The sequence below is a fragment of the Limnohabitans sp. genome, from assembly GCF_030158565.1.
GTDB lineage: Bacteria > Pseudomonadota > Gammaproteobacteria > Burkholderiales > Burkholderiaceae_C > Limnohabitans_A.
The window spans coordinates 35305-60782 of record NZ_JAOASQ010000026.1 but is presented as its reverse complement, the minus strand read 5'-3'; the positions used below and the strand labels follow the sequence as shown (position 1 = coordinate 60782).

Annotated in this window: 23 protein-coding genes and 1 pseudogene; 19 read left to right on the top strand and 5 right to left on the bottom strand. The window is 58.3% G+C overall.

What is annotated here, in order from left to right; all coding sequences use genetic code 11:
- Positions 1-369 (top strand): annotated as a pseudogene (locus tag Q1W40_RS05285) (alkene reductase); the annotation flags it as partial.
- Here the strand turns inward: Q1W40_RS05285 and Q1W40_RS05280 are convergent.
- Both Q1W40_RS05280 and Q1W40_RS05275 read right to left on the bottom strand, forming a co-directional pair.
- Positions 351-1766, bottom strand: a complete 1416-nt coding sequence (locus Q1W40_RS05280) for a sensor histidine kinase (RefSeq protein ID WP_300709646.1) — start codon at positions 1764-1766, stop codon at positions 351-353. The pseudogene Q1W40_RS05285 and the gene Q1W40_RS05280 overlap by 19 nt on opposite strands.
- Positions 1763-2455 carry a response regulator transcription factor gene (locus tag Q1W40_RS05275; RefSeq protein WP_300709644.1) on the bottom strand — a complete coding sequence of 231 codons (693 nt, stop codon included), beginning with the start codon at positions 2453-2455 and terminating at the stop codon, positions 1763-1765. Before Q1W40_RS05275 ends, Q1W40_RS05280 begins: the two co-directional genes overlap by 4 nt.
- Positions 2456-2526: 71 nt before the next feature.
- On the opposite strand from Q1W40_RS05275, the gene Q1W40_RS05270 reads away from it, so the two are divergent.
- From Q1W40_RS05270 to Q1W40_RS05260, 3 genes are read left to right on the top strand one after another with little or no spacing between them, the layout of a single operon-like run.
- Positions 2527-3849 (top strand): TolC family protein, encoded by a 1323-nt coding sequence (locus Q1W40_RS05270; RefSeq protein WP_300709642.1) that lies wholly within the window; start codon positions 2527-2529, stop codon positions 3847-3849.
- A 31-nt stretch (positions 3850-3880) separates the two neighbouring features.
- Complete coding sequence (locus Q1W40_RS05265) at positions 3881-5044, top strand: efflux RND transporter periplasmic adaptor subunit (protein ID WP_300709640.1); 1164 nt, start codon at positions 3881-3883, stop codon at positions 5042-5044.
- Entirely contained in the window at positions 5041-8124 is a 3084-nt protein-coding gene (locus tag Q1W40_RS05260; RefSeq protein ID WP_300709639.1) for a CusA/CzcA family heavy metal efflux RND transporter, read from the top strand. The genes Q1W40_RS05265 and Q1W40_RS05260 overlap by 4 nt, the downstream gene beginning before the upstream one ends.
- A 57-nt stretch (positions 8125-8181) precedes the next feature.
- Here the strand turns inward: Q1W40_RS05260 and Q1W40_RS05255 are convergent, their stop codons facing one another.
- A complete protein-coding gene (locus Q1W40_RS05255) occupies positions 8182-8763 on the bottom strand; it encodes a hemerythrin domain-containing protein (RefSeq protein WP_300709637.1) in 582 nt (193 codons plus the stop codon).
- Positions 8764-8915: 152 nt separating this feature from the next.
- Positions 8916-11123: a heavy metal translocating P-type ATPase gene (locus Q1W40_RS05250; RefSeq protein ID WP_300709635.1), complete on the bottom strand. Its 2208-nt coding sequence runs from the start codon at positions 11121-11123 to the stop codon at positions 8916-8918.
- Positions 11124-11188: 65 nt separating this feature from the next.
- Here Q1W40_RS05250 and Q1W40_RS05245 point away from each other — a divergent pair, with 65 nt between their 5' ends.
- From Q1W40_RS05245 to minE, 9 genes are all read left to right on the top strand, one after another.
- Positions 11189-11386 (top strand): cation transporter, encoded by a 198-nt coding sequence (locus Q1W40_RS05245; protein ID WP_300709633.1) that lies wholly within the window; start codon positions 11189-11191, stop codon positions 11384-11386.
- 23 nt (positions 11387-11409) lie between these two features.
- Complete coding sequence (locus Q1W40_RS05240) at positions 11410-11604, top strand: DUF2892 domain-containing protein (RefSeq protein WP_300709631.1); 195 nt, start codon at positions 11410-11412, stop codon at positions 11602-11604.
- Positions 11605-11655: 51 nt separating this feature from the next.
- Entirely contained in the window at positions 11656-12537 is an 882-nt protein-coding gene (locus Q1W40_RS05235) for a pirin family protein (RefSeq protein ID WP_300709629.1), read from the top strand.
- 109 nt (positions 12538-12646) lie between these two features.
- Positions 12647-13105 carry a Spy/CpxP family protein refolding chaperone gene (locus tag Q1W40_RS05230; protein WP_300709627.1) on the top strand — a complete coding sequence of 153 codons (459 nt, stop codon included), beginning with the start codon at positions 12647-12649 and terminating at the stop codon, positions 13103-13105.
- Positions 13106-13204: 99 nt separating this feature from the next.
- Positions 13205-14059, top strand: coding sequence for a DUF2189 domain-containing protein (locus Q1W40_RS05225; protein WP_300709625.1), 855 nt, complete (start codon positions 13205-13207; stop codon positions 14057-14059).
- Positions 14059-14268, top strand: a complete 210-nt coding sequence (locus tag Q1W40_RS05220) for a DUF2788 domain-containing protein (RefSeq protein ID WP_199222256.1) — start codon at positions 14059-14061, stop codon at positions 14266-14268. The genes Q1W40_RS05225 and Q1W40_RS05220 overlap by 1 nt, the downstream gene beginning before the upstream one ends.
- Positions 14269-14555: 287 nt before the next feature.
- Positions 14556-15317 (top strand): septum site-determining protein MinC, encoded by a 762-nt coding sequence (minC, locus tag Q1W40_RS05215; RefSeq protein WP_300709622.1) that lies wholly within the window; start codon positions 14556-14558, stop codon positions 15315-15317.
- A 35-nt stretch (positions 15318-15352) separates the two neighbouring features.
- The gene (minD, locus tag Q1W40_RS05210; protein ID WP_300709620.1) at positions 15353-16168 is read left to right on the top strand and encodes a septum site-determining protein MinD; all 816 of its coding nucleotides are present in this window, start codon (positions 15353-15355) and stop codon (positions 16166-16168) included.
- A 3-nt stretch (positions 16169-16171) separates the two neighbouring features.
- A complete protein-coding gene (minE, locus tag Q1W40_RS05205; protein WP_108323565.1) occupies positions 16172-16432 on the top strand; it encodes a cell division topological specificity factor MinE in 261 nt (86 codons plus the stop codon).
- 72 nt (positions 16433-16504) lie between these two features.
- On the opposite strand, the gene Q1W40_RS05200 is transcribed toward minE, so the two are convergent.
- Positions 16505-20041 (bottom strand): indolepyruvate ferredoxin oxidoreductase family protein, encoded by a 3537-nt coding sequence (locus Q1W40_RS05200; RefSeq protein ID WP_300709617.1) that lies wholly within the window; start codon positions 20039-20041, stop codon positions 16505-16507.
- A 120-nt stretch (positions 20042-20161) separates the two neighbouring features.
- Between Q1W40_RS05200 and Q1W40_RS05195 the strand changes: the two genes are divergently transcribed.
- The 6 genes from Q1W40_RS05195 to Q1W40_RS05170 all read left to right on the top strand — a co-directional run bounded on the left by Q1W40_RS05195 (position 20162) and on the right by Q1W40_RS05170 (position 25476).
- Entirely contained in the window at positions 20162-20629 is a 468-nt protein-coding gene (locus Q1W40_RS05195; RefSeq protein WP_108323561.1) for an Lrp/AsnC family transcriptional regulator, read from the top strand.
- A 117-nt stretch (positions 20630-20746) separates the two neighbouring features.
- Complete coding sequence (mnmG, locus tag Q1W40_RS05190) at positions 20747-22717, top strand: tRNA uridine-5-carboxymethylaminomethyl(34) synthesis enzyme MnmG (protein ID WP_300709612.1); 1971 nt, start codon at positions 20747-20749, stop codon at positions 22715-22717.
- Positions 22714-23367 carry a 16S rRNA (guanine(527)-N(7))-methyltransferase RsmG gene (rsmG, locus tag Q1W40_RS05185; protein WP_300709610.1) on the top strand — a complete coding sequence of 218 codons (654 nt, stop codon included), beginning with the start codon at positions 22714-22716 and terminating at the stop codon, positions 23365-23367. The genes mnmG and rsmG overlap by 4 nt, the downstream gene beginning before the upstream one ends.
- A gap of 166 nt (positions 23368-23533) precedes the next feature.
- Positions 23534-24151 (top strand): LysE family transporter, encoded by a 618-nt coding sequence (locus Q1W40_RS05180; protein WP_300709608.1) that lies wholly within the window; start codon positions 23534-23536, stop codon positions 24149-24151.
- A gap of 15 nt (positions 24152-24166) precedes the next feature.
- Positions 24167-24937, top strand: coding sequence for an AAA family ATPase (locus Q1W40_RS05175; protein WP_300709606.1), 771 nt, complete (start codon positions 24167-24169; stop codon positions 24935-24937).
- A gap of 2 nt (positions 24938-24939) precedes the next feature.
- Entirely contained in the window at positions 24940-25476 is a 537-nt protein-coding gene (locus tag Q1W40_RS05170) for an alpha/beta hydrolase (protein WP_300709604.1), read from the top strand.
- Positions 25477-25478: the final 2 nt, after the last annotated feature.

The window sequence follows — 25478 nt, the reverse complement described above, 5'->3', positions numbered from 1 at the left end:
TTGTTCGAGCATGTGGCCCGGCAACTGGCCCCGCTGGGCCTGGCCTATGTGCACATCATCGAAGGCTCGACCGGTGGCCCGCGCGACCACCAGCAAGGCCCTGCGCCTTTCGATTACGCAGCGCTGAAAAACGCTTACCGCCAAAGCGGCGGGCAAGCAGCCTGGATGGTCAACAACGGTTACGACCTGCCGCTGGCCGAACAGTCCTTGGCCGAAGGCGCAGACCTGATCGCTTTCGGTCGCCCCTTCATCGCCAACCCCGACTTGGGTGCGCGCTTAAAGCAAGGTGGCCCCTTCAACACGCTGGACCGCGCCACCTTGTACGGCGGCGGCGATGCCGGTTACCTGGACTACCCAGCGCTGGGCTGAAGCGCAAAGCGCAAGCTGACTTTGAAGCCCTGGCCTTGGCTGGCGGGGCTGACCATCGACAGCTGCGCGCCCATGATGCGGGCGTACTCGGCCACGATGGCCAGGCCCAGGCCCGAGCCTTGTTTGAGCGCTTCGCCCGTGCTGCCTTGGGCCCAGCGCCGCAAAAGACGCTCGCGCTGCGCCTCGGTGATGCCCGGGCCGTTGTCGATGACCGACAAGCACACCGCGCCCGGCTCTGGCTGAGAGACGGCCACCGTCACGTGCCGGTCGGCCCCGTCCGTGGGCTCGCCATAGCGCAGGGCGTTGTCGATCAAATTGTCCAGCGCCCCTTCGAGCAAGGCGCGTTGGGCCGAGATGAACAGCGGCAAATCCAGGCCTTCTTCAAAGTCCACGCCCAGATCGACACCCAAGGCATCAGCCCGGTGCAAATGGCGCATCAGGCTGTCGCGCACCACCTCGTCCAAAGCCAGGGGCTGGGGCTGCAAAACCTGCTGGGCTTCTTGCGCCAAAGCCAAGGCCAGCAACTGGTCGATCAAGTGGCTGGCTCTTTCCTGGCTTTGCGCGATGCTGCGCAGTTGCTCACGCCAAACCTGCGGGTCGGATTGGGTCAGGCCGTACTCCGCCAAGGCCCGGATGCCCGACAAGGGCGTGCGCAACTCGTGCGCCACATTGCCCGCAAACTCTTTTTGACCGCGCACGCTTTGCTCAATGCGCGTGAGCAGGGCGTTGATGGACTCGCCAAGTTTTTGCACGTCCAATGTGCGGGTGGAAATCGTGAGCGGCGTGAGGTCCCGCACATCGCGCTGCGCCACCGCGCGCTCCAAGTCCATCAGGGGTTGCACATCTTTCTGAATGGCGCGGCGCAACCACCAGGCCAGCCAGATCAGCAGCAACAACTGAGGCACCAGCGAGAAAAACAACAAGCGTTGAAACAAGCGGTCCTGCACCCGTGTGGTTTGCGCCACCACCACGGTGAAATTGGCGGGCTTGCTGCGTTCCAGCACCACCGCACGCAAGCTGCGGTTCTGGAACGGGGTTTCGGTGAAAAATGGCGTCACGACCGTGCGGGCACCGACCGGCAACTGCAAACCCGCATGACCGGCCAGCAAACGGCCATCGTCCTGGTAGACCGCAAAGTAAAGGTTTTCGTTCTGGTCAAAGAGCAAATTGCCCATCTCGACCGAGCTCAGGCCCAGCGTCAAGCCACCGTCTTCGGCATGGCGCACATGGCTGGCCACCGCATAAGCATCGTCAAGCAGGGCGCGGTCAAACGCCTGCTGCGTGAAATAACGCGCCACCGCCAAGGCCAGCATGGCGCCCACCAGCCATGTCAAGGCCAGCGGCAAGATCACGTGGCGCAACAAGCGCGCACGCAAAGAGGTGGAAACGCGCCTCATGAGCGCTGCTCTTCCATCAAATAGCCCAAGCCACGCAAGGTGCGAATCGATGCGCCCGATTGCGCCAGTTTTTTGCGCAAACGCGAAATGAAGGCTTCCAGCGCGTTGTCGGCCAGCGCTTCTTCAAAGTCCGAGAGCTTGTTGGACAGGTCTTTTTTGCTCACCGTGCGGCCGGGTGGGCTCATCAGCTCCCACAGCACCTCCAGCTCACGCGCAGGCAAGGTCAGCTCCTGGCCCTGAATCAAAATCCGCCGTGCTTTGCGGTCGAGCACCAGCTGCCCCACTTGGGTCTGCTCATCGGCCCCCTGACTGCGGCGCACCAGGGCACGCAAACGGGCCTCCACTTCGGCCAGCTCAAAGGGCTTGCCCAGATAGTCGTCAGCGCCCGCGTCCAGTCCCGCAATGCGTTCATCGGTGCGGTTGCGGGCGGTGAGCACCAGCACGGGGGTCTTGTCGCCTTTGGACCTGCGTTCACGCAACAAGGACAAACCGCTGACCATCTCGGCGTAGCGGCGCTCGTTCAGGGGCAAGTTCAGATCCAGCAAAACGGCGTCATAGCTTTGCACGTGCCACAAGTGCTGCGCTGTCGCGTAGTCACCCGCCCCATCCACGCGATGCCCGGCATCGGCCAGACTGCGCAGCATGACCGCCTGCAGCACCGGATCGTCTTCCACCAACAAGATACGCATGAACCCTTAGTCTCCACAAAACAAGTCCCGAAGTCAGGTATTGGTCAGGCCAGTTCACTGATAAAGGAGCAATGAGCATACGACACTTGTTTCTTTGGAGTGGCCTGGTGGCCTTGGGTTTGAGCCCCTGGGTTCTGGCCGCCGACGCGATCAGCCCGACGGCTGCGCCATCTTTGGGTACGCCCGCGCCCGCGTCTTCGGTCTTGGGCCTCCAAGAGGTGCTGCAGGCGGCCCGGCAAAGCCCCGAGGTGCTGGCCGCACAGCGCGCCGTGAACGCCGCTCGCGCCGAAGTGCTCAGCGCAGACCGGGCGCCCGCGCCCACTTTGTCGGCCGGCGTCGCTTCCATTGATTTGCAAAACGGCAATGGCAGCGGTTCTTTTTGGTCCCAAAAACGCATCGACAAATCCCTGGGACTGGACTGGACATGGGAGCGCGGCAACAAACGGGCCTTGCGCACCGAAACGGCAGCGCACAGCGCCAAAGCGGCCCAAGCCGACAGCCAAGAGGTCTTGCTGCTTCAACAAATCAACGCCCAAGCGGCTTTTTATGACTTGTTGGCGGCACAGCAACGCTTGCAGGCTGTCCAAGCTATCAGCCAAAGCGCCAAGCAACTGGCGCACAGCGCGCAGTTGCGGCTGAAGGCTGGCGATTTATCGGCACAGGACGCAGCGCGCATTCAAATTGAAGCCGAACGCAGCCGCGCCGAAGAACAAAGTGCCGCGCTGGACCGCCAACAGGCGGTCTGGGCCCTGTCGCAATTCACAGGCTTGGCCGTGCCAAGGGGTGGCTGGCAGGTGCAAGGCGAATGGCCTGCCAGCACCGCCGACACCGCACAAGCCGATGCCCTGCTGGAGACGCTGATCGAGCAACGCCCCGATGTCATCGCTGCCCGCGAACGCCTGGCCGCAGCACAAACGGCCTTGCAATCGGCACAAGCTTTGCGCCAAGCCGACCCCAGCATAGGCACCAGCTTTGACCATTTTCCGGGAACATCCACCCGCTTGATGGCTTTGCGCATCTCCATGCCCTTGAACGGCTGGCAGCGCTTTGACGGCGACATTGCCCGCGCTTTGGCACAAGAAGAACAAAGCCAGGCCCTGCTGCAAAAAACCTTGCTGCAAGCGCACGCAGATCTGGGCGCGCTGGTGCAAGCGCGTCAAATCAGTGCACAACGCTTGCAAATATTCGAAAGCAGCATCCTGATACAAGCCACCCAGGTGGCCGCGCAAGCCGAGACGGCCTACAACAAAGGCGGCTTGGCGCTGACCGATTTGCTGGACGCCCGCCGCACCCTCAAGACCACCCAACTCGAAGCTTTGGCCGCACGCAACGCGCACGCCAAAGCCTTGGGCGCTTGGCAATTGCGCTTGGCCATGCCAGGCCGCGCCCATTGAACCTCTTTGAATTCCCGAGCGAGACCAGCCCTTGAAAAACCTGCACACCCCAATCGCCGTCTTGAGCATCGCCGCCCTGGCTTTGTTGGCCGCCTGCCAAGAAAAGTCCGAACCGATGGCCGCTGCGCCCATGCCCATCATTCAGAACCAACAGTTGCGCTACCCGGCTGGGCATCCCCAGTTGGCCCTGTTGGTGAGCACCCCCGCCACACAGGCCCAAGGCATTCACATCGAGTTGCCCGCCAAGTTGGTCTGGAACGAAGAGCGAACACAACGCATCTTTCCGGCTTTCACGGGCCGCGTGACACGCATCAGCGCCGACATCGGTCAATCGGTCACGGCAGGTCAGGTGCTGGCTGAGCTGGCCTCGCCCGAGTTTGGTGCTGCGCAAGCCGATACATCACGCGCTCAGGCCGATGCCCAATTGGCCAAGCTCGCTTTGCAACGCCAACGGGAACTTTTCGATGCCGGTGTGGTGGCCCGCAAAGACCTGGAGCAAGCCGAGGCCGAAGCCGCTCGTGCGCAATCCGAACTGGCCCGCGCACAAGCGCGCACCAGCCTGTATGGCAGCAGCACAGGTGTCAACCAGCAGTTGGGCGTGCGCAGCGATGTATCCGGTGTGGTGGTGGAGCGCAACCTCAACCCCGGCCAGGAAGTGCGCACCGACAATTCGGGGGCCCCGCTGTTTGTGGTGTCTGACCCCCGCGTGCTATGGGTGAACATTGACGCCCAGGAAGCCGATGCCGCAAGCCTTCGCCTTGGCGCCAAGGTCAAGCTGCAGGTGCCGTCTTTGGCCGAACAGACTTTCGAAGCGACCATCACGGCGGTCACCGACCAGATTGATCCGAACACCCGCACCATCAAAATACGCGCCAAGGTGGCCAACCCCGAACGCCTGCTCAAAAATGAAATGCTGGCCCAAGTGCACTACCAACGCCAAGTGGGCAGCAACATCGAGGTGCCCGCTTCGGCGGTGTTCTTGCGAGGCAACCAGCATTTTGTATTTGTGCAAAGCCAGGCGGGCGTTTTTGAGCCCCGTGATGTGAAAGTTTCCTACGCGGGCGCGCAACGCGTCTTGCTCAGCGCCGGACTGAAAGAGGGCGAACAAGTGGTCAGCCAAAACGGCTTGCTGCTGGCCCGCGAGTTGCGACTCGCACAAGAAGCGGCTCACGCAGCGGAACCAGGCAAGCCATGAAAAAACTCATCCACTACGCGCTGAACCAGCCGCTGTTCATCGTGCTGGGCACGCTGTTGTTTGTGATGTCGAGCGTCTTCGCCTTCAAGAACCTGTCGGTTGAAGCCTTTCCGGATGTGACCGACACGCAAGTGACGGTGATTGCCCTGTACCCCGGCCGTGCCGCCGAAGAGGTGGAAAAGCAGGTGACCTTGCCGATCGAAGTCGCCCTGGCCGGCTTGCCCAATTCGATCCGCGTGTTCTCCCACACCCAGTTTGGGCTGTCGTTCACCGTGGTCACCTACAACGACAACGCCGAGGTGAACACGGTTCGCCAACAGGTCAACGAGCGTCTTCGCGGACTGGATTTGCCGCCAGGCGTCGAGGCCAACATTGCCCCCAACGCAACGCCAGTGGGCGAGGTCATGCGCTACCGTTTGCGCGGCGATGGACAAACCACCACCGAGCTGCGCACCCTGCAAGACTGGGTGGTCGAGCGCGGCTTGCGACAGGTCCCCGGCGTGGCCGACGTGGTGGCCATGGGCGGCTTCATCAAGCAATACGAAGTGCAGCCCGACCTGGAAAAGCTGCGCGCCCACAAGTTGACCTTTCAGAACTTGCTCGACGCCTTGGGCCGAGGCAACGCCAATGCCGGTGGCAGCTATGTGGCACAGGGCCTGCAGCAATTCGCCATTCGCGGCATTGGCTTGTTGCGCTCGTCGGAAGAAATAGGCCAAGTGGTCGTTGCCACGCGCAACAACACCCCCATCTTGGTGCGCGATGTGGCGCAGGTCAAGATCGGTGCCGTGCCCCGCTTGGGCACCGTGGGGCAAGACGAAGACAACGACATCGTCACCGGCATCGTGGTCATGCGCAAAGGCGAAAACCCCAGCGTGGTGCTCAAGGGCGTGAAAGAAAAAATCAAGGAACTCAACACACGTGGCTTGCCGCAAGGTGTCGAGATTGCACCGTATTACGACCGCGCCTGGCTGATGGACAAAACGCTGACCACGGTCTTCAAAAACCTGGTGGAAGGAGCCCTGCTGGTCTCATTGGTGCTCTACATCTTCCTGTCCAATCTGCGCGCCAGCCTGGCCGTGGTGGCGGTGATCCCGCTGGCCTTGCTGGCCACCTTCATGGGTTTGAAGATCATGGGCGTGCCAGCGAACTTGCTGAGCCTGGGTGCGATGGACTTCGGCATCATCGTGGACGGCGCGGTGATCGTGATTGAAAACATCATGCACCGACTGGCCGAGCGCGGTGAGGGCATGAACGAGAAAGAGCGCAAGACCCTGATCACCGAAGCAACCAACGAGGTCGGACGACCCACCTTGTTTTCGATGCTGATCATCATCGCCGCGCACATCCCGATTTTTGCCTTGCAACGCCACGAAGGCCGCATCTTCCAGCCCATGGCCTTGTCGGTCACGGCTGCCTTGATTGGTGCGCTGATTTTTTCTCTGACCCTCGTGCCTTTGCTGGCTTACTGGATGTTGCGCAAGAAATTGCCACACCATGACAACCGCGTTGTCGCCAAGTCCAAACAACTTTACAAGCCCGCTTTGAACTGGGCCTTGGGCCATCGCCGTCAGGTGGTGGGCATCGCCATCGCCTGCTTTGCCATGGCCATGGCGGCCGCCTCGCGTCTGGGCTCGGAGTTTTTGCCCGAGCTCAATGAAGGCACGATTTGGGTGAATGTGCGCTTGCCCGCCAGCGTGGCCAACGCGGAGGCCACGCGCATTTTGAGTGACATCCGCAAAACCTTGCGGTCTGTGCCCGAAGTGCGCACCACCGTGTCCAAAGCGGGTCAGCCCGAAGACGGCACAGACCCCAAAACCATCAGCATGGCCGAGGTCTTTGTGGACCTGAAGCCGCCAGAGCAATGGCGCAAGGGTCTGACACGCGAAAAACTGATCGAAGAAATGGACCATGCGGTGTCGGCTTTGCCGGGCATGGAGCCGACGTTTTCGCAACCCATTCGTGACAACGTGCTGGAATCCATTTCTCAAATTGATGGCCAAATCGTGATCAAGATCGCAGGCGATGACCTGGCCACGCTCAAGCAAACTGCGGAGGCCATTGAGCGCGAGATCAAGCAAGTCAAAGGGGTCAGCCGTGCCGAGATCGACCGTCAGGGCGAATTGCCGCAGTTGCTGATCAACATCCAGCGTGAACAAGCGGCTCGTTATGGCCTGAACGTGGGTGATGTGCAAGATGTGATCGAAGCGGCCTTGGCGGGCAAAGCGGCCACCACTTTGTGGGACGGTGAGCGCCGCTTTGATGTGGCCGTGCGTTTGCCACAAGAGCGACGCAACATTTCCGAGTTGGCGTCGATTCCCATCCCCAAACCGGATGGTGGTTATGTCAGCTTGGGCGCGGTGAGCAAGATCGAGCAAACCGGCGGCGCGATGAACATCGCGCGTGAATCAGGCCGCCGCACCATGGCCATTGGCATCTTCATCAAGGGCCGTGACATGGGCTCTGTCGTCGCCGACATGAAACAACGTGTGCAGAAAAACGTGAAGATCCCGGCCAATTACGTGGTCAATTGGTCGGGTGAATTCGAGAACCAGGAGCGTGCCATGCAACGCCTGAGCGTGGTGGTGCCGATCTCATTGCTGTTGATCTTTGTGTTGCTGTTCGATGCGTTCAGTTCGTTCAAGAGCGCCGCGCTGATTCTGATCAATGTGCCCTTGGCCTTGATCGGTGGCTTTGTCGCCTTGTGGATTTTCAACATCCCCTTGTCGGTTTCGGCCGCGATTGGCTTCATAGCGTTGTCAGGGCAGGCTGTGCTCAACGGGGTGGTGATGTTGTCCGTGTTCCAGCAATTGCGCAATGCCGGTCACACGGTGCTGGAAGCGGTCAAGGAAGGTGCGCTTCAGCGCCTGCGCACCGTGTTGATGACGGCCATGCTGGCGGCGCTGGGCCTCTTGCCCATGGCCATGAGCCACGACATCGGCTCGGAAACACAACGCCCACTGGCCATCGTGGTGATCGGGGGCTTGTTCACTGCGACGCTGTTGACCTTGCTGGTTTTGCCAGTGTTGTATGTCTCCTGGTTCAAGGACCGCACGCACCACCACACACCGAACGCGCACTGAACATCGAGTCCGACCAGCCTTGCATGAAGCCGGGCTTGTCGGCTCGGTAAAGGTGGTTCAGCCCAAGCCAATCGGCGAGGGCGCACGGGTCACGATCAGTCTGAAAAGTTTCTCGTAAGCCTGTGCAGGTGGATAGTGGCCCGTGAGCGGGTCGGCGTTTTCGGCAAACGCCTGGTCCAGCAACGCCCAGTCTGCCTCGCTCAGGCAGCGCTCGGCCTCAGGCAAGATCACGGTTTCTTCCAGATGCATGTGCGCCAGATAGAAGTCCACGTAATTCTTGAACGCATCTTCAAACGCCTGACGGCGGCTTGAACCCAGCAGCTCCCAAGACAGCAGCAAGTGTTGCAAATCGCGTGCGGCTTTTTCGCTGTACATGTGGTCACGCTCCAGCTTGTCGACAGCACCCATCACTTTGGGCGATGCCTTGACCACCTTGGGAAACAGCAGGTTTGATTCTTTGGGGTGATGCAAGCGCTCAGGGAACTCGTCGATGTAAAACAACATCGCACGCACCACATCAAAAAAATTGCGACGGTCATCGCTGGGACCGCGCTCGACCATCATGCGCATGGACTGCAACATGGCAGCCAAAGAGGCGTGTTCGTCACGGATGACCTGCAAACTGCTGTGTTTTTTCATCGCTCTGTTCTCCAATTCAACGAATCTCAGTGTGATGGTTTGCAAGCCTGTCTGCCGTGACGTACGTCAAGAAATGTGAGGTCAGCCCGCCACGAGACTGCGCCTCACCCATGAAATCAGTCACCCCGGGCGTAGACCCGGGGTCCAGGCCTTCAATCGGGCTTCCAGCGTTTGAGCAGCAGGGCATTGCTCATCACGCTGACCGAGCTGAGCGCCATGGCGCCACCCGCGATCACCGGGTTGAGGTAGCCCATCGCGGCCAGCGGAATGCCGGCCACGTTGTAGGCAAAAGCCCAGAACAGGTTTTGCCGGATCTTGGCGACGGTGCGCGCCGAAATGTCGAGCGCGGCCCCGACCAGGGCCACCTCGCCGCGCATGAGCGTGATGCCCGCCGCGTGCATGGCCACATCGGTGCCATTGCCCATGGCCATGCCCACATCCGCAGCGGCCAGGGCGGGGGCGTCGTTCACGCCATCGCCCACCATGGCCACGATGCGACCGCCCTCGCGCAGCTTTTGCACCTGCGCGGCCTTGTCACCGGGCAAGACATCGGCCAGCACTTCGCCGTCTTCCGGGCGCAGGCCCAAGCGGCGGGCCATGGTTTCGGCCGCGGCCTGGTTATCGCCCGAAATCATCACCAACTTCAGGCCACGTTCACGCAGTGCAGCCAGCGCCTCCAAAGCCCCAGCCTTGGGCTCGTCGCCAAAGGCCATGAGCAAGACGCCTTGCACGCCGTCTGGGCCGCGTTCGGCGAGCGCCGACAAGGTGGCCCCTTGCGATTGCAAAGCCTTCACGTCTTCGGCCCACATAGCGCTGTCCATGCCTTCTTGCTGCAACCAGCGCAAACTGCCGAGCAGCAGTTGCCTGCCATCCACCTGCGCTTGCACGCCGCGCCCGGGCACAGCGCTCAGGTCTTGCGGTGTGCTTGTTGTCACCCCTTGCGCCTGTGCGGCTTTGAGCACGGCTCGGGCCAGAGGGTGTTCGCTGCCGCTTTGCACGCTGGCGGCCCAAGCCAACGCGGTCGTGGCATCGTGGCCGGGGGCCGCCAAATGCTGGATCAAACGCGGCTGCCCCACCGTGAGGGTGCCGGTCTTGTCAAAGGCCACGGTTTGCACGCGGTGCGCCATTTCCAGCGCCTGAGCGTCCTTGATCAAGATGCCGTGCTTGGCCGCCACGCCCGTGCCCGCCATGATGGCCACGGGTGTGGCCAAGCCCAAGGCGCAGGGGCAAGCGATCACCAAAACGGCCACAGCATGGATAAGCGCCGTTTCAAAACTCGCACCCATGAACAGCCACACGGCCAAGGTCAACAAAGCCACCACCAGCACCACGGGCACAAAAATTTCAGCCACCTTGTCCACCAGCCGCTGGATGGGTGCCTTGGCCGCTTGCGCGTCTTCCACCAGCCGGATGATGCGCGAGAGCACGGTTTCGTGACCGACCGCCGTGACGCGCATCAGCACACGACCATCGCCATTGATGGCGCCACCGGTCAGGGCGGCGCCCATGCTTTTGCTCACAGGCAAGGGCTCACCGGTCAACATGGATTCGTCCACTTGGGTTTGCCCTTCGACGAGTTCGCCGTCCAGAGGAAAGCGCTCACCGGGCCGCACCGCCACCAAGTCGCCCACCAGAATTTCGGCCACAGGCACATCCACCTCGCCTTCGTCGCTGATCCAGTGGGCCTTGTCGGGGCGCAAAGCGTGCAGCGCTCGGATGGCTTCGGTGGTTTGGCGTTTGGCACGCGCTTCGAGCCATTTGCCAAGCAAGACCAGGGTGATGACGACGGCCGAGCCTTCAAAGTACAAATGCGGTGCATGGCCTTCGTGCGCATTGAACCAGAGCCAAACCGAAAGCAACCAACCCGCTGTGGTGCCCAGAGACACGAGCAAATCCATGTTGCCAGTCAACGCCTTGAGGGCATGCCAACCGGCTTTGTAAAAGCGGGCACCCAGGACGAATTGCACCGGTGTGGCCAAGGCAAATTGCAGCCACGAAGGCAGCATCCAATGCTGACCCCACAAGTCGCCCAACATGGGCAAGACCAGTGGTGCCGACAACAACAAACCGAACCCCACGGGCGCAAAACCGGCCCAGTCCGAAGCTTGATCGGCCATTTCTCCCGCTTCTGGCGTCAAGGGTTCATAACCTGCATCGCGTATGGCCCGTCTCAATCGGGCATCGGTGACCTGCGCAGATTGCACAACGATGCGTGCCGATTCCGTAGCCAGGTTCACGGTGGCCGATTCGACGCCGGGCATTTTGTTCAAAGCCTTTTCAACACGCGCCACACATGATGCACAGGTCATACCGCCAATGCCGATGTCAATGGTTTCGGTTTGTGGATTGATGTGTGTCATGTCAGGCGTTGATTTTTGAACTATGCTTTGAGCAACCCCATGAGGGTTTCTCTGAAAGGGACATCATGAACCAAATTTTCACCGTTGAGGGCATGACGTGTGGCCACTGCGAAAAAGCCGTGACCAAGGCTTTGCTGGCTGTGGATGCGCAGGCCAAAATCGTGATCGACCGCACACACAACAAAGTTGAAGTGGATTCCGACACAACACGCGAAGCCTTGGCACAAGCCATTGCCGAAGAAGGCTACCGCGTCGCGGCCTGATTTCACAACCCAAAGGAGTTCTCATGACCACAAACATTGGCGGTATCGAGCGCATTTTGCGCATCGTGATCGGTTTGGTCCTGATCGGATTGGCTGCAACGGGACAAGTCGGCGTATGGGGCTGGATAGGCCTTGTGCCTCTGGCCACGGGCTTGATCGGCTGGTGCCCGCCTTACAGCTTGCTGGGCATCAACACCTGCAAAAACCGCAAGGTCTGAACCACAATCCCCGCATGCAGCGGGGATTGTTTTTGCGGCATCATCCGGGGCATGACTTCTTTTGCCCCCGTTCAAAATCCACGTACCGTGGAAGCCTTGGTTGCCGGTCGTGCCACACGCGACGGTGCAGGTGTGCGTTTGACCCGTGTGCTCACGGGTGAATTGCAGCAACGCCTGGATCCTTTCCTGATGCTTGACCAATTTGGCAGCAACGACCCCAAGGATTACGGTGCCGGTTTCCCCGACCATCCGCACCGCGGCTTTGAAACCGTCACCTACATGATCGCCGGCCGCATGCGGCACCGTGACAGCGCAGGCCATGAAGGTTTGCTGCAAAACGGCGGCGTGCAATGGATGACGGCAGGCCGTGGTCTGGTGCACAGCGAAATGCCCGAACAGGAAGAAGGCTTGATGGAAGGTTTTCAGCTTTGGCTGAACCTGCCCTCGCATCAAAAGATGTGCACCCCCTGGTACCGCGACATCCAAAGCGAAAGCATCCCTGAAGTGCACACCGAGGGTGGCGTTTTGGTGCGTGTGATCTCAGGCCAAAGCCATGGCGTGCAAGGCGCCATGCACAGACCTGCAAAAGACTATCCGACCGATCCGCTTTATTTGGACATCCATTTCAGCGCAGACCAAACGTTCTCGCAAAACATCCCGGTCAGCCACAACGCTTTTGTTTATGTTTACCGTGGATCGCTCGCTGTGCAAAGCCATCAGGGCGCTGACACCGTACCCCTTCAGCGCATGGCCATTTTGAGCCATGGTGGTGACGGCGTGGTACTGCAGGCTCAGGCGGGCACGCGCGCCTTGCTGATCTCGGGTCAACCTTTGCACGAACCCATCGCGCAGTACGGGCCCTTTGTCATGAACACCCGCGAAGAATTGATGCAAGCAGTGGAAGACTTTCAGGCTGGCCGTTTGGGTCAATGAACGATGCGGCTTGTTTGCCGAACTTTACAGTGGCACTGCAAACAAGGAACAGGCCAGACACATGGCCACAGCACACTGGAGACATCCCATCACTGAAAGGATGTTTTCCATGAAATTGATTCGCAACACCTTGATTACCGCGTCTTTGCTGGCAGGTTTGTCCACTTTGAGTTTTGCTCAAATGCGCCCTGCTGCTGGCAGCGAGCACATGGCCAGGATGCATGAACACATGTCGCAGCGACATGCCCAGCATCTGACCGATCTGAAAACGCAGTTGAAATTGCAACCCGATCAAGAAGCCGCCTGGCTCACCTTCACACAAGCGATGCAGCCCACTGTTCAAACACCTGCAAGGCCTGATCGCGCCGCGTTTGAGAAAATGAGCACCCCCGAGCGCCTTGAGCAAATGCAGGCACATCGGGCCAAAATGGACGTGCAAATGCAAAAGCATGCAGAAGCGACCAAGCTTTTCTACGGGGTTCTGAATGCCGAGCAAAAGAAAGTGTTTGACAGCGAAAGCTTGCGATTCATGCATGGCATGCGCAAGGCCTCACACCGTCAACACTGATCAATACTTGTGTATCTTTGCCAAGGCAGCCCTACGGGCTGCCTTTTTGTCTTGACTTGCATCAAATTCAAGCACAGCCATGACCATTAAGCTCGGCGAATGCTCGAGCCACCAACCCCATCCAAACGTCAAGACAGTTCGACTGTCTTTTTGCCGCCCGTCTTGCCCATCGTCTTTGACCAACCTTTGCAATGGTTGGCACTGGGCTTCAAGGATTTCGCACGATCTCCGTGGCTGAGCACCTTGCACGGCTTGCTCATCAGCCTGTGGGGCTTCATCATCACTTGGGTGGCACACGATCAATTTTGGTTGTTGGCAGGTTGTTTGTCCGGGTTTTTGGTGATTGCACCTGTATTGGCCACAAGTCTGTACGCCATGAGTCGGGCCATGGAGCGGGGAGAGGTTGTTGATTTCCAGTTGCTGGTCAATACCTGGACCCAATGGCATTTGCGCTTGCGCCATCAGCCAGACAGCTATTGGAGTCTGATCCGTTTTGGCTTGCTTTTGGCATTGGCCGCTGTCGGCTGGGTGATCACGTCTGCGGCTTTGATCACCTTGCTGGCGCCAACACCCATTCACACGCCCATGGATTTTGTGCACCACGTCGTGCTCAGTCCCAACCATTTCTTGTTCGAATTTTGGCTCGGCTTGGGGGGTTTGATGGCGGCTCCGGTTTTTGCTTCGAGCGTGATTTCCATGCCTTTGTTGCTGGACCGCCAAGTGAGTGTCTTACAAGCTGTCTTGACCAGCTGGAAAACCGTACTGACCCACCCGCTGCAGATGGCTTTTTGGGCCTTGCTCATCATGGGGTTTTGCTTGCTGGGTATTTTTTCACTGTTCCTGGGCCTCATCTTGGTCATCCCAATGCTGGGTCACGCCAGTTGGCACGCTTACCGACAGCTGATCGATGTTTCCGGTCTTGAAGAACGCATGTCAGGACAAGGTGAGCACTGATGTGGGGATTCACTGAAGAACAGTTCGCCTGGTTTGGGTTGACGATTGGCGTCGGTGCCTTCATGCTCTACATGTTGTTCATCATTGGACAACTGGCCTGGGAATCCAAAGCTGGAAAATTTGGCACCTTTGTCATTTTTCTGGGTCTGGCTTTTGGCATGTTGGGTTTTGTGGCCAAAGGCATCATCCAATGGCTCATTGGGAGTTGAGATGGTTGTTGCATAAAGCTGTGGATAAGAAAAGAGCAAAGCATCAGTTATCCACAGATGCATGGACTTTTCAGAAGTTGTTCATGTCCGCTTGCTTTTGCAAAACCAGAGTGACGCACAAGCACTCAAACACGCTAAGTGTTTGTTATTAATAGGAAAAATTGGCTTGTCCACAAGTACGGGATCGCCTTACCTACTACTACTAATTTAAAATCTAAATCTATAGAAAACTAACAAATAACAAGTGCGCTGGTAAGATTTGCATCTTTTCCCCCCATCTCGGCACCATGGCCTTCGATTCAGACGCTCCTTCCTCACTGTGTTACGACATCAAAAGCGCTGATTTGCCATTGGTTGCTTTGTTGCTCAGGACAGCCAGCATTGATGCCGTTTCAGCCGCTTTGAGTCAGCAACTGTCTGATAGCCCCGGGTTCTTTAATCACGATCCTGTTGTCATTGATGTCTCTTTACTGCCTTCAGATTTACCAGCTTCTGAATTTGATTTGGCAAAACTTTTATCAGCCCTTCGTCAACATGACTTGGTTCCCTTGGCCATCAAAGGGGCAAGCAACGAGCTATTGCTTATTGCACAAGGAATGGGGTTGGTTGATGCCTCAGATGCCCGCATACGCCGTTCTGTGCCCATTGCTGAGCCTTCAAGACCAACACCTGAGATGATTGCGCCAGTGGCATCCCCCATTTTGGGTGCGATGGTGATTGATAAGCCGCTTCGCTCTGGTCAGCAGGTTTATGCCAAGGGCCGCGATCTGGTGGTTTTGGCAGTGGTCAATCCTGGTGCTGAAGTCATTGCCGATGGATCTATCCATATTTACAGCAGTTTGCGTGGTAAAGCGATTGCCGGCGCGCGCGGTAACACCAACGCTATGATCTTTGCCCATTCGATGTCGCCCGAATTGATTTCAATTGCAGGTGTGTACCGCACCAGCGAAAATCCTTTACCTGCTGAGGTTGCTGGCTTGCCCGCACAGGTTTGTTTGCAATCAGGCCCTGATGGCGACAAATTATTGATTTCGCCTCTGATATCCTGAATCCGCTTTTATCTCTGTCCTAGAAAGAAAACCCCATGGCAAAAATCGTCGTAGTGACTTCCGGCAAAGGCGGCGTTGGCAAAACCACGACCAGCGCCAGTTTCGCCACCGGCTTGGCTTTGAAAGGCTTTAAAACAGCTGTGATCGACTTTGATGTGGGTCTGCGCAACCTGGACTTGATCATGGGTTGCGAACGCCGTGTGGTGTACGACCTGATCAACGTGATTCAGGGTGAGGCCAATTTGAACCAAGCCCTGATCAAAGACAAGCAGTGCAGCAACTTGTTTGTGCTGGCGGCCTCTCAAACCCGTGACAAGGAAGCCTTGTCGCAAGAAGGCGTTGCAAAAGTGCTCAACGATTTGAGCGACATGGGTTTTGAATACATCGTGTGCGATTCCCCTGCCGGTATCGAAACGGGTGCTTTGATGGCCATGCATTTTGCCGACGAAGCCTTGGTCGTGACCAATCCTGAAGTATCTTCGGTGCGTGATTCAGACCGCATTTTGGGCATGTTGGGCAGCAAGACCAAACGTGCCATTGAAGGTTTGGAGCCGATCAAAGAGCATTTGCTCATCACCCGCTACAACCCCAATCGCGTGGAAGACGGTCAGATGTTGTCTTTGCAAGACATCCAGGACATCTTGCGCATCAAGCTGCTGGGTGTAATCCCCGAGAGCGAAAATGTTTTGCAAGCTTCGAACCAGGGCACGCCTGCGATCCACATGGCCAACAGTGATGTGTCTGAAGCCTACAAAGATGTGATTGATCGTTTCTTGGGTGAAGACAAGCCGATGCGTTTCACCGAAGCCGAAAAACCTGGTTTCCTGAAACGTCTTTTCGGAGGCAAATAAACCATGTCCTTTCTTTCCTTCCTGCTGGGCGAAAAGAAGAAAACCGCCAATGTGGCCAAAGAACGTTTGCAGATCATCTTGGCGCATGAGCGCAGTGGTCGCAATGCAGCCGAGCCAGATTACCTGCCTGACTTGCAACGTGAGTTGGTCGCCGTGATCAGCAAATACATCAAGATCAATCAGGACGACATCAAGGTCAATCTGGAACGCCAGGACAACCTGGAAGTTCTGGAAGTCAAGATCGAATTGCCCGACGCACGATGATCTTTCATTCGATTCACCTTGTGGTTGAATCGAATCCATCACCAAAGGCCACCGCAAGGTGGCCTTTGTTTTTCAGGCTTTGCTCAGCGATGTCCACAGACTGCGTGCAGCCTGGATGTTGCGTTCCTTGACGTGACCAAAGCCCTTGATGTTTTCTGGCACACGCGCCACGTCCACCGCATGGGCATGGGTCTGCGCATTGAGTCCTTGCAGCGCGCCTTCAACATGCTGCAGGTATTCATTGATCAACGCACGTTCGGTTTTTCTTTCTTCTGTGTGTCCCAAAATATCCAATGGGGTACCTCGCAGACCTTTGATTTTGGACAGCAACTTGAAACCTGTCAGCATGGCCGGGCCAAACTTTTGTTTGGTCAATTCACCTTTGGCATTGCGTTTGGCCAGAAGGGGCGGAGCCAGGTGGTAGTGGACTTTGAAGTCACCTTCAAAGTTGTCCTGAATGCGGTTCAGAAAACCTGACTGGGTGTGCAGCCGTGCCACTTCGTATTCGTCTTTGTAGGCCATCAATTTGTAAAGCTGGCGTGCAACGGTTTCACTCAACAAAGTTTTTCCCAGGGGCGCTTCTGCCGTTTTGACGCGTTCCACGAAAACGCGGTAACGCTCAGCGTAATCGCTGTTTTGGTAGTCGGTCAACCGCGCCATGCGGTTTTGCACCAAATCGTCCAACGTTTCACGTTTTTTGAAGTGCACCGTTTGTGCAGGTTGCATTTTTTGCATCAACACATCCAGATGGTGTGCAGCATGTCGGCCCCATTCAAAAGCCGTCAGATTGTTTTGAACAGCGACTTCGTTGAGTTCGATGGCACGGATCAGCGATTCACGGTGCATCGGTATCCAGCCCTTTTGCCACGCATAGCCCAAGATCATGGGGTTGACGTAAATCGTGTCTCCCATCAATTGTTTGGCCAGCAGATCCGCATCAAAAGCGCTGACGCCGGTGCTGCCCACTTGCTTGGAAATTTCAGCAAGGCATTGCTCTGCCGGGTTCTGCCAATTGCCGTTTTTCACGAAAGCGGCAGTAGGTGTGCTGCTGCTGTTGAGTGCCACATGGGTGCGGCCTTCGCGCATGCGCAACAGGGTTTCCTTGGAAGCCGTCACGATCGGATCACAACCCAAAATCACATCGGCGGCGGCCATGCTCACGCGTGTGGTGCGTATGTCATTTTGAGAATTGGCGACCAGGATGTGGCTCCAGGTGGCGCCGCCTTTTTGGGCCAGGCCTGCTGCGTCTTGTGTGACGATGCCCTTGCCTTCGATGTGTGCGGCCATGCCCAGCAATTGGCCAATGGTGATGACGCCCGTGCCGCCAACACCAGCCACCACCGTGCCCCAAGGATGGGAGGTGTCGGGCAATGTGGGCTCAGGCAGGGCCCCCAATTCTGAGGGCGACAGCGTGCTTGTGGCTTTGCCCGTCTTTTTCTTGAACTGACCCCCTTCGATGGTCACAAAGCTGGGGCAAAAGCCCTTGAGGCAACTGGTGTCCTTGTTGCAAGTGCTTTGGTTGATGGTGCGTTTGCGGCCGAGTTCAGTCTCCAATGGCTCGACCGAGAGGCAGTTCGATTGCACACCGCAGTCGCCACAGCCTTCGCAGACTTCTTCGTTGATCATCACGCGCACAGCCGGGTCCACCATGGTGCCGCGCTTACGGCGGCGGCGTTTTTCGGTGGCGCAGGTTTGGTCGTAAATGATGACAGTGGTGCCTTTGATCTCGCGCATTTCGCGCTGGATGCGGTCGAGTTCGTCGCGGTGGAACACGCGCACGCCTTCGGCCAAAGCCACACCATCGTATTTTTCGGGTTCGTCGGTGACCACAGCGATGCGCCCAGCACCTTCTGCCCGCATGCTCATGGCGATTTGCACCACGCTGTGGCCTTCGGGGCGTTCGCCCACTTGCTGGCCACCGGTCATGGCCACGGCATCGTTGTACAAAATTTTGTAGGTGATGTTGACACCCGAAGCCACGCTTTGGCGCACCGCCAGGATGCCGCTGTGGAAGTAGGTGCCGTCACCGATGTTGGCAAAGATGTGCTGATCGGTGCTGAAGGGTTGTTGCCCAGACCATGGCACACCTTCACCGCCCATTTGGGTGAAGCCCATGGTGCTGCGGTCCATCCAGATGCTCATGAAATGGCAGCCAATGCCCGCCATGGCGCGTGAGCCTTCGGGCACCTTGGTGGAGGTGTTGTGCGGGCAACCTGAGCAGAACCAGGGCTGACGATCAGCGCTTGCACCCAGTGTCAAAGCCTGCATGTGTTGTTCTTTGCCATCGAGCACCGCCAGATGCGCGTCGATCAATGCAGTGGTGTCGCTGTCGATGCCCAGTTTTTTCAGCCGTTTGGCAATGGCCCTGGCGATGATGGCGGGCGTCAAATCGGCATTGGCACGCAAGAGCTTGCGATCGCTCGGATTGGGAATGGACCATTCCCCACCCGACACATCGCCTTCGCTTTCGTCAAATTTGCCTAGGATGTTGGGACGGACATCGTCGCGCCAGTTGTAAAGCTCTTCCTTGAGCTGGTATTCGATGACCTGGCGTTTTTCTTCAACGACCAAAATCTCGCGAAGACCGGTGGCAAATTCACGTGTGGTTTGGGCTTCCAGGGGCCAAACCACGTTCACTTTGTGTAAACGTATGCCCAATTGTCGGCATCGGTCGTCATCCAAGCCCAAGTCCAGCAGGGCTTGACGCGTGTCGTTGTAGGCTTTGCCGCTGGCGATCAGGCCAAACCGGTCGTTCGCGCTGGCGATCACGTTGTGGTTGAGGCGGTTGGCGCGGATGTAGGCCAAAGCGGCATACCACTTGTAATCGAACAAGCGGGCCTCTTGTTCCAAGGCCGTGTCGGGCCAGCGGATGTGAACACCGCCGGGTGGCATCACGAATTCGGGCAAGACGATCTGCACACGTTCAGGGTCGATGTGTGCCGTGGCGCTGGATTCGACAATTTCCTGGATGGTTTTCATGCCCGACCAGATACCCGCAAAGCGGCTCATGGCCAGTGCATGCAGGCCTTGGTCGAGGATGTCTTGCACGCTGGCCGGAAAGAACACCGGCAGGCCACAGGCCTTGAAGATGTGGTCGCTCTGGTGCGCCGCAGTGGAGCTTTTGGCCACATGGTCGTCGCCGGCCACGGCCAGCACACCACCCCAAGGGGTGGTGCCCGCCATGTTGGCGTGCTTGAACACGTCCGAACAGCGGTCCACGCCAGGGCCTTTGCCGTACCAGATGCCGAACACGCCATCGAACTTGTTGGTGCCGTGTGGTGCAAAGCCCAGTTGCTGTGTCCCCCACAGGGCCGTGGCGGCCAGCTCTTCGTTCACGCCCGGCTGGAAGACGATGTTTTGGGCCTTCAGGTGGTCTTTGGCTTTCCACAGCGACTGGTCGTAATTGCCCAGCGGCGAGCCCCGATAGCCACTGATGAAGCCCGCGGTGTTTTTGCCTTGCAGCGCATCGCGTTGGCGTTGCAGCATGGGTAACTTGACCAGGGCTTGCACGCCGCTCATGAAGGCACGGCCGACATCCAGGCTGTATTTGTCGTCGAGCGTCACCGTCTCAAGAGCTTGGCGAATCGAGTCGGGCAAAGGGGCATTCATGGCGGAGTCCTGCAAGTGGAAATTCGCAATCAGTGTAGAGCGGGCGAGCCGACAGGTGCTTGCTTTATGCGACAGGATTTCCCCTATGATTTGAAAGAATCTTGCTCAAAAGGATAAATTATGGAAACACTGGACAAATTTGATTGGGCGATTTTGAATGAACTTCAAAATGACGGTCGCTTGACCAATGCTGAACTTGCCCAGCGCGTGGGTTTATCGGCGGCGCCATGTTGGCGACGGGTTCGCGCACTGGAGGAGTCGGGCGTCATCAAAGGGTACCGTGCCGAGATCGATCGTCAAAAGGTCGGGCTGGATGTTTTTGCATTCGTTCGGCTTGATGCCGAGCGCAATCGCGGTGATGTGACGCGTCAATTGGAAGAGGCCATTCTCAAGATCCCGGAAGTGATTTCCTGTCACTACATCAGCGGCACAGGCACCTTTGAATTGCAGGTCGTCAGCAAAGACTTGAACACCTTCAGCCAGTTTGCCCGGGATGTCCTCATCAATTTGCCCAATGTGAAGGACTTGCATACGAGTTTTTCATTGGGTGAAGTCAAGGCCGCGGGTGCTTTGCCCTTGAAGACCTGAGCATGGTGACGATTCAGGGTGTGCCTGTAAAATAAGCAACTTCAGCCGATCCCGTGGCAGGGCGGCCCACGGCGCAGGCGGCGCCCATTTTTTGGCCTCGACCAGAGGCAGACATTCATGCTTTACCCTCAAGAATTCGATGTGATCGTGGTCGGCGGTGGCCATGCCGGAACAGAAGCCGCGTTGGCCGCTGCGCGCATGGGTTGCAAGACCTTGCTCCTGTCGCACAACATCGAGACGCTGGGTCAGATGAGCTGCAACCCCAGCATTGGCGGCATCGGCAAGGGTCACCTGGTCAAAGAAGTCGATGCGCTGGGCGGTGCCATGGCCTTGGCCACCGACGAGGGTGGCATCCAGTTCCGCATCCTCAATTCCTCTAAAGGCCCCGCGGTGCGCGCGACCCGCGCTCAGGCCGACCGCATCCTCTACAAAGCAGCCATCCGCCGCATCCTGGAAAACCAGCCGAACTTGTGGCTGTTTCAACAGGCGGTGGACGATCTGATGGTGGAAGGGGACCGGGTGGTGGGGGCGGTCACCCAGGTGGGCATCCGTTTCCGTTCGCGCACCGTGGTGCTGACGGCCGGCACATTCCTGGACGGCAAGATCCACGTGGGCTTGCAAAACTATGCGGCCGGTCGGGCAGGGGATCCGCCTGCCGTCAGTTTGTCGGCTCGCCTGAAAGAGTTGAAGTTGCCGCAAGGGCGTTTGAAGACGGGCACTCCGCCGCGCCTGGATGGCCGAACCATCGATTTCAGCCAATGTTTTGAGCAGCCTGGCGATGGCATGCCAGGCGGCATGAATCCGGACGATGGCGTGCCGGTGTTCAGCTTCATGGGCCGTGCCGAGATGCACCCGCAGCAGATGCCATGCTGGATCACCCACACCAACGAACGCACGCACGAGATCATCCGCTCGGGTTTTGACCGCAGCCCCATGTTCACCGGCAAGATCGAGGGCGTGGGCCCGCGTTACTGCCCGAGTGTGGAAGACAAGATCAACCGCTTTGCTGACAAGGACAGTCACCAGATTTTTCTGGAGCCTGAAGGCTTGACGACGAACGAGTATTACCCCAACGGCATCTCGACCAGCCTGCCGTTCGACATCCAGTACGACCTCGTGCGCTCGATGAAGGGCCTGGAAAATTGCCACATCCTGCGTCCCGGCTATGCGATCGAATACGACTATTTCGACCCCCGGGCGCTGAAGAACAGTTTTGAGACCCGACAGATCAATGGCTTGTTTTTCGCGGGTCAGATCAACGGCACCACCGGATACGAAGAGGCTGCGGCGCAGGGCTTGTTTGCGGGCATCAACGCCGCGCTGCAATGCCGGGGTGAAGCGGCCTGGACGCCCGCACGCGACCAGGCCTATCTGGGCGTGCTGGTCGACGATCTGGTCACGCAAGGCGTGACCGAGCCATACCGCATGTTCACCAGCCGAGCCGAGTTCCGTTTGCAGCTGCGCGAAGACAATGCCGATGCCCGCTTGACCGAAGTGGGCCGTCAGATGGGCTTGGTCGATGACGCGCGTTGGGATGCCTTCAGCCGCAAGCGTGATGCTGTTTCACGTGAAACAGAGCGCCTCAAGTCCACCTGGGTGAGCCCGCGCAACCTGCCTGCCGAAGAGTCGGTGCGGGTTTTGGGCAAAGCCATTGAGCGTGAACACAATCTGTTTGACTTGTTGCGTCGTCCAAACGTCACTTATCAGGCCTTGATGTCCTTGGACGAAGGCCGCATGGCCAGCGCCGATGTTTCACGTGAAACCTTGGGCGACTTGAGTGCTCCGGTGATCGAGCAGGTTGAGATCGCGGCCAAGTATTCCGGCTACATTGACCGCCAAAAGGGCGAGGTGGAGCGTGCTGCTTTTTATGAGCACCTGCGCTTGCCCGACAGTCTGGATTACATGCAGGTGTCCGCCTTGTCGATTGAAGCCCGTCAGAAATTGGCCAAACACCGGCCTGAAACGCTTGGCCAGGCCTCGCGCATCTCGGGCATCACGCCTGCCAGCGTGTCCTTGCTGTTGATCCACCTGAAGAAGGGCGGGTTCAAGGGCTTCATGCACCCAGCCGAAGAAAGCCAGTCCGCATGAGCACGAACCTGGCCGAAGATCTGAACGCCGGTATTCAGGCCTTGGGCCTGAAGCTGTCTGCCGAGCAACAACAGTGCTTGCTGAACTACATGGCCCTGATCCAGAAATGGACCAAGGTGTACAACTTGACCGCTGTGCGCGATCCGGCGGAGATGCTGACGCACCACCTGCTGGACAGCTTGACGGCAATTGCACCATTGACACGGCACACCCAAGGTCAGCCGCTCCGTGTGCTGGATGTGGGTTCGGGCGGCGGTTTGCCCGGCGTGGTATTGGCCATTTGCATGCCTGAATTGAATGTGACCTGTGTGGACACCGTGGCCAAAAAGGCCGCTTTTGTGCAGCAGGTGGCCGTGAGCTTGAAGCTGCCCAACCTGCGTGGGCTTCATGCCCGGGTGGAAACCTTGACCGATCCCTACCAGGTCATTTGTTCCCGTGCCTTTGCTTCCTTGCCCGACTTCGTGACCTGGTCCCGTTCGGCCCTGGCAGAAGGTGGCGTCTGGATGGCCATGAAGGGCAAGCACCCCCAAGATGAGATTGACGCCTTGCCCAAGGATGTGAAAGTGTTTCACGTGGAACCATTGACGGTGCCAGGCCTGGATGTGGAGCGCTGCATGGTCTGGATGCGTCCGGACGTCTGCGCCGCTTGATCGGGGTTGTCAGGCCGTGTTGCCTGGCAATGTCCTCAAAACAGGCGTGTCTTCCGCTGGATCACGAGGGGTGTGATCAATGTGTTTCACGTGAAACAGGTTTGCTTGACGCTGGATTTGTGACCCCATCACTTACACTCGCCATATTCCCCCAAAAAGAGTGCCCATGTTTTTCGGTATTTCGGATTACGGTTCGTTTGTTGCGGCGATTGTTTTGTTCCTGGCCATACCCGGACCGGGCAATCTGGCGCTCATCACCTCCACCAGCAAAGGTGGCATGGCTGGCGGCTTGGGTGCAACGTTGGGGGTGATCGCCGGGGACCAGGTGCTGATGTGGTTGGCCGTGGCCGGTGTGGCGGCGGTCTTGTCCGCTTATCCTGCGGCATTCGCAGCGGTGCAGTGGCTGGGCGCCGTCTATCTGGCCTGGTTGGGTTGGAAGATGCTGTCGGCCAAGCCCGGTGATGCGCCTGTGCTCAACATCCGCCCGCGCCATTATTTCCAGCAGGCCTTGGCCATCACCTTGCTCAACCCCAAGGCCATCGTTTTTTACATGGCGTTCTTCCCTTTGTTCGTGGACCCCAAGCAGCACCTGGGCTTGCTCAGTTTTGGCGTGATGGCAGCCACCATCGCAGGCCTGACATTTCTTTATGGTCTGGGCATGACCTTGTTGACCCACCATCTGGCCGAGCGCATGCGTGCCAATCCACGCATTGGACGCTGGCTGGAAAAGCTGGCGGGCGTTTTTCTCATTGGCTTTGGCGTCAAGCTGGCCATCTCCAAATAAACCGGACGTTTCACCATGGCCAAAATTTTCTGCATTGCCAACCAAAAGGGTGGCGTCGGCAAAACCACCACCACCGTCAACCTGGCCGCTGGTTTGGCCAAAGTCGGTCAGCGTGTGCTGTTGGTGGATTTGGACCCCCAAGGCAATGCCACCATGGGTTCGGGCATCGATAAACGCAATCTCGAACTCAGCGTGTACGACGTGTTGCTCGAGTCCGCCTCGATCAAAGAGGCTGCCGTGAAAGCCGACAAGTGCGGCTATGACGTGCTCAGTGCCAACCGCGAATTGGCCGGTGCCGAGGTGGAGCTGGTCGATCTGGAACACCGTGACCAACGCCTCAAAATGGCACTGGCCGCAGTCGATGCAGACTACGACTTTGTCCTGATCGACTGCCCGCCATCCCTGTCGATGCTGACCCTCAATGGCCTGTGTTCGGCCCACGGCGTGATCGTGCCGATGCAATGCGAATACTTTGCTTTGGAAGGGCTGACCGATCTGGTCAACACCATCAAGCAGGTGCATGCCAATCTGAACAAGGACCTCAAGATCATCGGCCTCTTGCGCGTCATGTTCGACCCTCGCATCACGTTGCAGATGCAAGTGAGTGAGCAACTCAAGGCCCACTTTGGCGACAAGGTGTTTGACGCCGTGATCCCGCGCAACGTGCGTTTGGCTGAAGCGCCCAGTTATGGCTTGCCCGGCGTGGTGTTTGACCCATCGGCGAAGGGCAGCCAGGCCTATGTCGAATTTGCCCGCGAACTGGTGCAACGCGCGCCCACCCTCTGAGCATGAGCGCCACCGTATTGATCTTGCCCGGTTGGCAGGGCAGTGGACCCGGGCATTGGCAAATGCATTGGGTGCGCCGTTATGGCTATGCCGTGGTCGAGCAAAACGATTGGCTGCGCCCAAGGCGTGGCGACTGGCTGGCTCGCCTGGACGAGGTGGTGGTCGACACGCCAGGCCCCTTGGTGCTGGCTGCTCACAGTCTGGGCTGCCTGCAGGTGGCGGCTTGGGCAGCTTTCTCTCGTCATGTCGGGCGCGTGCGCGGCGCTTTGCTGGTGGCGCCGGGGGATGTGGAAGCCCCTGAACTGAAAGAACAATTGCCCGGCTGGTCGCCCATCGTGCGCCAGCCTTTGCCGTTTAAGAGCATCTTGGTGGGCAGCCAGAACGATCCGTATTGCACCGCCGCCCGCGCCCAAGGGCTGGCCCATGACTGGGCCGCTCAGTGGGTGGATCTGGGCGAAGCAGGACACATCAACGCAGAAACATCGCTGGGCGATTGGCCTGAGGGCCACGCGCTTTTGCAAACTCTTTTGAAGGAATGACC

Bases quoted from the DNA above. Each gene is read 5' to 3' on its own strand.
- Q1W40_RS05260 (WP_300709639.1), top strand. From the start codon at position 5,041: ATGAAAAAACTCATCCACTACGCGCTGAACCAGCCGCTGTTCATCGTG.
- mnmG (WP_300709612.1), top strand. From the start codon at position 20,747: ATGCTTTACCCTCAAGAATTCGATGTGATCGTGGTCGGCGGTGGCCAT.
- Q1W40_RS05250 (WP_300709635.1), bottom strand. From the start codon at position 11,123: ATGACACACATCAATCCACAAACCGAAACCATTGACATCGGCATTGGC.
- minC (WP_300709622.1), top strand. From the start codon at position 14,556: ATGGCCTTCGATTCAGACGCTCCTTCCTCACTGTGTTACGACATCAAA.
- Q1W40_RS05240 (WP_300709631.1), top strand. From the start codon at position 11,410: ATGACCACAAACATTGGCGGTATCGAGCGCATTTTGCGCATCGTGATC.
- Q1W40_RS05180 (WP_300709608.1), top strand. From the start codon at position 23,534: ATGTTTTTCGGTATTTCGGATTACGGTTCGTTTGTTGCGGCGATTGTT.
- Q1W40_RS05220 (WP_199222256.1), top strand. From the start codon at position 14,059: ATGTGGGGATTCACTGAAGAACAGTTCGCCTGGTTTGGGTTGACGATT.
- Q1W40_RS05255 (WP_300709637.1), bottom strand. From the start codon at position 8,763: ATGAAAAAACACAGCAGTTTGCAGGTCATCCGTGACGAACACGCCTCT.
- Q1W40_RS05230 (WP_300709627.1), top strand. From the start codon at position 12,647: ATGAAATTGATTCGCAACACCTTGATTACCGCGTCTTTGCTGGCAGGT.
- Q1W40_RS05275 (WP_300709644.1), bottom strand. From the start codon at position 2,455: ATGCGTATCTTGTTGGTGGAAGACGATCCGGTGCTGCAGGCGGTCATG.
- Q1W40_RS05270 (WP_300709642.1), top strand. From the start codon at position 2,527: ATGAGCATACGACACTTGTTTCTTTGGAGTGGCCTGGTGGCCTTGGGT.
- Q1W40_RS05200 (WP_300709617.1), bottom strand. From the start codon at position 20,041: ATGAATGCCCCTTTGCCCGACTCGATTCGCCAAGCTCTTGAGACGGTG.
- Q1W40_RS05235 (WP_300709629.1), top strand. From the start codon at position 11,656: ATGACTTCTTTTGCCCCCGTTCAAAATCCACGTACCGTGGAAGCCTTG.
- Q1W40_RS05245 (WP_300709633.1), top strand. From the start codon at position 11,189: ATGAACCAAATTTTCACCGTTGAGGGCATGACGTGTGGCCACTGCGAA.
- Q1W40_RS05280 (WP_300709646.1), bottom strand. From the start codon at position 1,766: ATGAGGCGCGTTTCCACCTCTTTGCGTGCGCGCTTGTTGCGCCACGTG.
- minE (WP_108323565.1), top strand. From the start codon at position 16,172: ATGTCCTTTCTTTCCTTCCTGCTGGGCGAAAAGAAGAAAACCGCCAAT.
- Q1W40_RS05225 (WP_300709625.1), top strand. From the start codon at position 13,205: ATGCTCGAGCCACCAACCCCATCCAAACGTCAAGACAGTTCGACTGTC.
- Q1W40_RS05170 (WP_300709604.1), top strand. From the start codon at position 24,940: ATGAGCGCCACCGTATTGATCTTGCCCGGTTGGCAGGGCAGTGGACCC.
- minD (WP_300709620.1), top strand. From the start codon at position 15,353: ATGGCAAAAATCGTCGTAGTGACTTCCGGCAAAGGCGGCGTTGGCAAA.
- Q1W40_RS05195 (WP_108323561.1), top strand. From the start codon at position 20,162: ATGGAAACACTGGACAAATTTGATTGGGCGATTTTGAATGAACTTCAA.
- Q1W40_RS05175 (WP_300709606.1), top strand. From the start codon at position 24,167: ATGGCCAAAATTTTCTGCATTGCCAACCAAAAGGGTGGCGTCGGCAAA.
- rsmG (WP_300709610.1), top strand. From the start codon at position 22,714: ATGAGCACGAACCTGGCCGAAGATCTGAACGCCGGTATTCAGGCCTTG.